General features: G+C 40.9%; 6 protein-coding genes. 2 read left to right on the top strand and 4 right to left on the bottom strand.

Annotated features, from left to right (window positions below; all coding sequences use genetic code 11):
* Positions 1–191: 191 nt before the first annotated feature.
* The 3 genes from HWQ42_RS04955 to HWQ42_RS04945 are packed head-to-tail and all read right to left on the bottom strand — an operon-like array spanning position 192 to position 2,575.
* Positions 192–686, bottom strand: coding sequence for a hypothetical protein (locus tag HWQ42_RS04955; RefSeq protein ID WP_292809843.1), 495 nt, complete (start codon positions 684–686; stop codon positions 192–194).
* 8 nt (positions 687–694) lie between these two features.
* Complete coding sequence (locus HWQ42_RS04950; protein WP_292809841.1) at positions 695–1,258, bottom strand: hypothetical protein; 564 nt, start codon at positions 1,256–1,258, stop codon at positions 695–697.
* 24 nt (positions 1,259–1,282) lie between these two features.
* On the bottom strand, positions 1,283–2,575 hold the full coding sequence (locus tag HWQ42_RS04945) for a hypothetical protein (protein WP_292809839.1): 1,293 nt from the start codon (positions 2,573–2,575) through the stop codon (positions 1,283–1,285).
* A gap of 1,667 nt (positions 2,576–4,242) precedes the next feature.
* Here HWQ42_RS04945 and HWQ42_RS04940 point away from each other — a divergent pair.
* A complete protein-coding gene (locus HWQ42_RS04940) occupies positions 4,243–5,115 on the top strand; it encodes an SDR family oxidoreductase (RefSeq protein WP_292809837.1) in 873 nt (290 codons plus the stop codon).
* Positions 5,116–5,211: 96 nt separating this feature from the next.
* Here HWQ42_RS04940 and tnpA read toward each other — a convergent pair whose 3' ends face one another.
* Positions 5,212–5,607: an IS200/IS605 family transposase gene (gene tnpA / locus HWQ42_RS04935; RefSeq protein WP_292809835.1), complete on the bottom strand. Its 396-nt coding sequence runs from the start codon at positions 5,605–5,607 to the stop codon at positions 5,212–5,214.
* Between the two features lie 29 nt (positions 5,608–5,636).
* Here tnpA and HWQ42_RS04930 point away from each other — a divergent pair, with 29 nt between their 5' ends.
* Positions 5,637–6,851 (top strand): RNA-guided endonuclease TnpB family protein, encoded by a 1,215-nt coding sequence (locus HWQ42_RS04930; RefSeq protein WP_292809833.1) that lies wholly within the window; start codon positions 5,637–5,639, stop codon positions 6,849–6,851.
* Positions 6,852–7,160 lie beyond the last annotated feature (309 nt).

The raw sequence follows: 7,160 nt of genomic DNA, 5'->3' as shown, positions 1-7,160 counted from the left end.
CTGATACCTACCCTACTAAGAGTTGAGGGTAGGGACTGCCGCGATACGGTTCAAAGCTTACTTAACTCATAGCGATCGCGGGATGATTTTAAAATTATTGTGGGATGGGCATATTGCCCGTACCTGCTTTTTCGGGCAGACAATATACCATCCAACAAGAGTCATCCTTTGATTGTGCAACGCCAAAATATTTAACCTAATCGCTCTCTGATATTTCGCAATAACCCTCCAATAGCAGTAAATTCGGGAGTGTTATTTAGAGCTTTTAGGGAATTTGTATCAGCTTTGTCAACAATGCTATTGTAGGCATTAATCGCCTGATTAAGCTTAGTTATATTGACCCCAGTCTGATCTCTAACCAAGCCGTCGAGGTTGAGAATTAAATCGGTTGTCAATACAGGATCAGCCCCGGCTAAAACGATGGGAATAACGGTCTTGGCAGCACTAGCATCAACTCCTACTCCCAACACAGTTGCTAAAACAATGGCTGCATTGTTAACTTTATCGGGTGCCCCAGCGATTTTAAAACTAAGATTTTCCCCATTAGTTTTTTTGAGTGTAACCACCTTTGTGATGGTTTCTCCTGATAAACTATTAAGGGTTTGTGCTTGACTTGGAAAATTCCCCAATCCTAAAAGTAGGGGACTAAGACTTAGGGAAATTAGTAAAGACTTGAACTGGCTCATAATGATCTCTATGGATTAGATATAACTATTGTGGTACCACCAATTTGCAAAGAAATAGAGCCATTGGCAGGCAGTGCAGAAATTGAGGTACTTAGAGATGCAATAGCAGCCCCTAGAGTGGAAAAACTTTGTCCCAGACCAGTACCTGTTTGAAGCAAGATCCCACCAGGAACTTGCGCTTGAGTGCTATTCACAATAGTAGGAGCCACCGATGCAATCAACGATGCAACTTCTTGTTGTGTCAAACCGCCAGTTTGTAACGCCACAACAGCATTTTGTCCAGCCGTATTCACAGCTGTTTGAATCGCAGGCGAAACGGTAATTACAAGTGTTCCACTAGCATTAGTTGTGGCTGTAATGTTGCCTGATGTTGTGGCGCCACCGGTTTGAACAGTGACAGGGGTTGAAAAAACGCTAATACTAGCAGCACCTCCGTTATTACCACTAACTGAACCAGCTGTTCCTTTACTTGGACTATCTTGGCTGAGTTGGGCTTGGCTTGGTAACTGCCAAGCACTCAACAGCAGAGGACTCAGACTAAAAGCAAGAATGAAAGACTTGATTTTTCTCATGGTGATTCTCTAGAGATAAGGTATTTATTTAGGCAGGAAATTGAAACCATAGCCGATGCTGATAATGAAAGCAGTACCGCCAGGTGTCCTATCCGTGAGGTCTGAACCTTGAAGTACAATTGTAAGAGGAATAGTTGGAACCGGAACAAAAGAAACTCCAGCGTTTAGACCTACTCCACTCCAAGATGCACCAACACCAACTTGAGGATGAACTTGTAAACCAAATCCTCCAAATACCCCAACACTGTCATTTCCTGGGCGGAAGTTACCGCCTCCCACTCCCACTGTGAGCGCCAATGGCATTTTATTATTAGGATTATTAGGTTGCAACACGGAGACATTTGTAACCGCACCATAGACGGTAGAATCAGCTATTGCTTCATTACCATACTGAGCAAAAGTATTCCAGCCAACTGCGGCGGCAACTTGATTTTTACTACCAGCATAGAGAACACGGTGGGCTTTAAGATCGAAAGTCCCATTAGCACCAAAGTTTTTAATACTACCGTTGTTAAAGGAGACTTCTAAACCGATTAATTTCTGGCTGTCTCCCAAACCAAAACCGACACTTGTACTGCCATCGAAACCTGCATCGCCATTTGCTTCCTTGCGATTTGCTGCCGATGCTGCAAAGAAAAAGTCTCCCATGTTAGCCCCGAAAGCACTAGGAATCCCAAAGCTAAGGCTAGGAGGATAGGTTTGTTTAACACCTGCGCTTCCCAACAAAGGCTTAATTTTTAGGTTTTGGCGTAATTCACTATCATTTAGTGGAGTTTCAGAGCCAGCAGAGGGAGTTGCAGTTTGGGATAGAATCTGGCGATCGCCTTGGTTGGGTGATATCATCAACTGCTGTGCTGGACTCAGATTTGAAGAATTTACTTGAGAGACAAAAATCGCCTTTCGGGTTTGAGTGTTGGCTGATTCAGTTAAAGATGCATTCTGTTGTTTTTTAAAAAAATTGTTAGTTTTTAAAGAAGCAGCCTGTTGTTTTTCATTGAAGATTTTAGGTTTAACGTTAGCACTAAAACCATCACTAATACTTACAGTCTCTAAGTCAGCAACATTATTATTTTTTTGAGATACCAGCAACCTTTGTCTTAAGCTAATCTTTGGTTGTGTATTAAGTCTAGATAGTCTCGATTGAGTCTCTGGATTTTCAGAAATAACCCTATCCGCAGCAACTGCCGATTGGATAGAAATATCTGTCAACATTAGCAGAAAAGTTAACAGGATTTTCCCTGAGTTCCAGCAAGCAGAGTTAATGCTAATCATTTCATAAGTATCACTACCATTAGTAATGTTTTGTGTTTCATGCATCAATGATATTCCTTTTGTAAAAATTATTTACCTAAACACGAGATCAATCTATACGTAAAATTACTATTTGGCAATAGTAATTTTACGCCAATATAGGCAATTGACGGGACTTAGACAAAATAGAATATGAAAAAAGGTTCTAATTCCTAGCTATCTAATTGGTATTTAAGGACTTGAGGCTAGGGGAAACGCACCTTCTTTTCTAATAAAAACTAATAAGCATCTCAAAACTATCTAGATAATCACAAGCCTTGATAATTTGATAAAGAAAACAAATCAACCATGCCCGAAATTATAGCGCTTCTCGAATGGAAGCAATACATTTTGACCTCTCTCCAAACCTGTTTCCTTTTAGAAGCTACGGTGTATACATAAGTCTGAAATAGTTTACTCACCTGGTTTTTCGCGTCATTTTTACCCCACCGTAGCCCTCCCCGTATGTATTGGCTACGGTGTACACACAAGTCTTGTAGAGTTGCGCCACAGGCTTTTGATCCCCCCAACCCCCCTTAAAAAGGGGGGCAAAAAGCTCTCAAAGTCCCCCTTAAAAAGGGGGATTTAGGGGGATCTACAACATTTTGGTTTTGTACAGAGATATGTGTACACCGTAGCCTTGCAAAGGGGAGGGAACTAGATTTTCTTGTTTCCCCCCAATGCATCGGGGGGATTAAGGGGGGTAATTTGACTTGTGTATACACGCCTTAAAAGGAGAGAGGCTTTGATGCTCACTCCCCAACGCTAGCTCTTAAGGGGCTGGGGGTTAAGTCTGTATTTCACGCAATTGAGAACTGCTATATAAATTAGCTTATTTCCAACGAAATAACTCTTTATTAGTAATAAAAAACTTCCTGATTAGGTACAAATAAGTGAATTACTCTTTGAGAGTAAGAAAAATTTTTCACCAGAATATTAAAATGAATTGTTTATAACTCAATACGGTTCAGTTAAGGCTAAAATCTTTTGGCAAAGTCAAGTTTTTTAACGAACCACAGAGGCGCAGAGGGCACTGAGAGAAGAAATAAATGCTTAACTGAACTGTATTGGTTTATAACTCAGTTTATGCTAATGCTAAAACCCTTGCTAAATATATGTTGCTAGCAATCTATGAATAAGTGAGAAATTCTAACTAACTATTACAACTATAAATTAAAATTATCTCTTATATATTTATAACTTATGACTTAGATATAACCATTTCGCAAAATCGGAGTTAATTGTCAGGAAAGTAAGATATTTATACTTAGGTATTAATAAAAACTTATTTAATAAAGTATTTTCTATATATATATACTGCTGTTAACAATGATTAAGAAATTCTGATTAAAGAATATTGCAATACCTTAATTTAATTGCTAAAGTGTTGTGTGACAACAATGCTGATAAGCGCTCGGATCTAAGAGAAGTAGAATCTATGAGCTATACCCATTCAGCTAAGTGTCTTAAGCTTTGACGGATTCAAAACGAGAAATTGCTGCCTCATATAGACAACTATGAGGGATTGCAGATTAACCAAGAAATGTCTCGTTGCTAAAAACTTAGTTTCAGTTTGATTTCAATTGCAATTGATTATTTGTCTTACTTTGTGCCGACAAGTAAGTAGCTCTTGCTTGTGTGTATCGGCAATAACGAAAAGTTCGGTAAGACTTAAATTTTGGAGAATAAAACTAATGGAGATTCAAGGTAAAGTTGCCCTAATTACAGGGGCTTCGCGTGGAATTGGACGAGCGATCGCCATCGAATTAGCGCAACAAGGCATTAAACAGATGATATTGGTAGCACGCGATCGCCGCAAGTTATTGGAGGTAGCCAAGGAAATCGAGGCTATGGGTACAGAAGCTGCGATCGTCGCCTTAGATTTGACTCAAACAATTGAAGTAAATATCGCTGTCGCTCAACTCTGGCGCAATTACGGACAGATTCACCTGCTGGTTAATTGTGCGGGAGTCGCATACCAAAGCTCATTTTTGCAATCTAAAATGCCCCAAGTTCAAGAAGAACTCTCTGTGAACTTGTTAGGAATGTACAACCTCACTAGTTTGATTGCTCGACGCATGGCCAGCCAAAGACAAGGGACAATTGTCAATGTATCGAGCCTGATGGGGAAAGTGGCAGCACCAACGATGGCGACATACTCAGCAACTAAGTTTGCCATCTTAGGATTTACCCAAGCCTTGCGTCAAGAATTAGCTGAACACAATATTCGTGTGATTGCATTACTGCCTTCCCTGACAGACACAGACATGGTGCGCGACTTAAAATTATTTCGCTGGGTGATCCCCATGACTCCTCAACAAGTGGCTAAAGCACTCGTCACCGGAATGCAAAATGATTCATCAGAAATTTTAGTTGGATGGCAAAGTCATTTAGCCGTGTTGTGTCAACGCATTTCCCCTTGGTTATTAGAGCTAATTTTACGAATAGCGACACCGCCAGCACCAAGAAAACAACAGCCGAGTCAAAAACTGAACAAGCTAATCCCGAAACTGAATTTTTTGACCAGAATCCATCGTTTCAGTGATTTATTCTTGTCAAGAACATGATTTTTTGCGTGCCTGCATACATAGCCAGCGCCAAGGTGATTTTGACCAAAAGAATGGGATTCAAGCCTCTCTGCGAGACGCTGCGCGAACGCCCTTCTAGGGCGAATTTTGATTCTTAATATACTTTTTCAATACTTCAATCGGTGCGCCTCCCACAGAGCAAGCAAAGTAAGAAGGACTCCAGAGGTGTTCGGAATGGGGCGAGTCTGTAAATTGTTTCCGGTACATTCTCGAAGATACACCCTTGAGGTGGTTCACTAGTTGAGATACAGAATATTTTGGTGGGTATTCAACCAGTAAATGAACATGATCGCCTTCCCCGTTAACCTCAAGAATACTAAAATCCATTTTCTTAGCTACTTCAAAAAATGATTCAATCAGCACTTCTAGTCGTTGGGCATCAAATATCTTTTTACGGTACTTAGTGACAAAGACCAAATGAGACTTAAGAGATGTAACACTGTGTTTACCGCGTCTATATTCTTTATTCATAGTGGTAGACCAAATGATATAATCTTACTATGAAAGCACGCTATCGTTACCGAATCTATCCGACTGATACCCAACAATTGCTATTGAGCAGGTTGTTTGGGTGCGTTCGTGTGGTGTGGAATGATGCACTTGCTCATTGCAAGACTGAATATCAAACAGGTAACAAGAAGCCGAGTGGTGCAGACTTACAAAAGCTGTTTATCACTCAAGCAAAAAAAACAGATGAAAGAGTTTGGTTATCTGAAGTCTCAAACATTCCTTTGCAGCAATCCTTAAACGACTTAGAACAGGCATACCAAAACTTTTTTAAATCAGGCAAGAAAGAACGTAAGGGTAAGCCTGTCCGGCCTCCCAAGTTTAAAAGGCGTCGGGCTGCTCAGTCTGCTCGTTTTCGCAAAGGTGGATTTAAGGTTTGCCAAACATCGGTCTATCTTGCCAAAATTGGGCAGGTGGAAGTTGTTTGGTCAAGGGCGTTACCTGCCGAGCCATCGTCTGTAACTGTTCTTAAAGATGCAGCAGGACGGTACTTTGTGAGTTTTGTGGTAGAGATTCAATCGTCACCCCTACCACAACTAGACAATGCTGTTGGCATAGATTTAGGTATAACTACTTTCGCTACTCTCAGTACTGGCGAGAAAGTGGACGCGCCGAAACCATTAAAAAAACGTATTGGAAGGTTGCGCCGACTTAGTAAAAATCTATCTCGCAAAATAAGAGGATCTAAACGATACGAAGTAGCCCGTAAGCGCAAAGCTAAACTACAAGCAAAGCTTAAGGACACCAGGACAGACTTCTTGCACAAGTTATCAACTAGGTTAATTCGTGAGAATCAAGCGATTATCTTAGAAGATTTAAACGTCTCAGGAATGCTCAAAAACCGCAAACTATCCAAAGCAATTAGCGATTTAGGATGGCGGCAGTTCAGAACATTCTTAGAAGGAAAAGCCGAAAAATACGGGCGTGAGTTCCGTGTCATCAGCAGATGGGAACCAACAAGCCAAACTTGTTCATGTTGTGGATTTAGAGGCGGCAAACTTGACCTTTCAATCCGTGAGTGGATTTGCTTAAATTGCGAATCTACACACGATAGGGATGTGAATGCCGCGGCTAATATTAAAGCCGCCGGAGGATATTCGGAGGCTCAAAACGGGCGTGGAGGAAAGCGTCAGACTATCGCAAAGGTAGCAGCATCCTGCGAAGCGTCAACCCACCAAGAATTCATACAATTAAGCCTGTTTGATTAGATTGGAATCCTCACGCCTTTAGGCTGAGGAGGATGTCAAAACTCTGAGCAAACAACGCTCGACTTTGTACATTTGGTCAAATTGATATACTCTCACCAAATTAACGCAATCACTATCCAAATCAGCGTTTTTCAGTGCTAGTATCTACTAGTATTTTTGATTCGCTCAGTAAATACCGCAGGTTATCACCTAAACGGGAGGTCGCTTCCATTTGTTTTTCTGTCTGTGTTTAGCCACCAGTTAGAATACAGCGAAATTACTCGTTATGGAAATCTGCACCTCCTTTTTCTCTGTTTAAATTTCTTCAAC

The organism is Nostoc sp. JL23 (genome assembly GCF_017115065.1).
GTDB classification, from domain to species: Bacteria; Cyanobacteriota; Cyanobacteriia; order Cyanobacteriales; family Nostocaceae; genus Nostoc; species Nostoc punctiforme_A.
Note: the sequence above shows the minus strand (reverse complement) of the source record. Positions and strands in the feature narration are given on the sequence as shown.

Bases quoted from the DNA above. Each gene is read 5' to 3' on its own strand.
- HWQ42_RS04945 (WP_292809839.1), bottom strand. From the start codon at position 2,575: ATGCATGAAACACAAAACATTACTAATGGTAGTGATACTTATGAAATG.
- tnpA (WP_292809835.1), bottom strand. From the start codon at position 5,607: ATGAATAAAGAATATAGACGCGGTAAACACAGTGTTACATCTCTTAAG.
- HWQ42_RS04950 (WP_292809841.1), bottom strand. From the start codon at position 1,258: ATGAGAAAAATCAAGTCTTTCATTCTTGCTTTTAGTCTGAGTCCTCTG.
- HWQ42_RS04955 (WP_292809843.1), bottom strand. From the start codon at position 686: ATGAGCCAGTTCAAGTCTTTACTAATTTCCCTAAGTCTTAGTCCCCTA.
- HWQ42_RS04930 (WP_292809833.1), top strand. From the start codon at position 5,637: ATGAAAGCACGCTATCGTTACCGAATCTATCCGACTGATACCCAACAA.
- HWQ42_RS04940 (WP_292809837.1), top strand. From the start codon at position 4,243: ATGGAGATTCAAGGTAAAGTTGCCCTAATTACAGGGGCTTCGCGTGGA.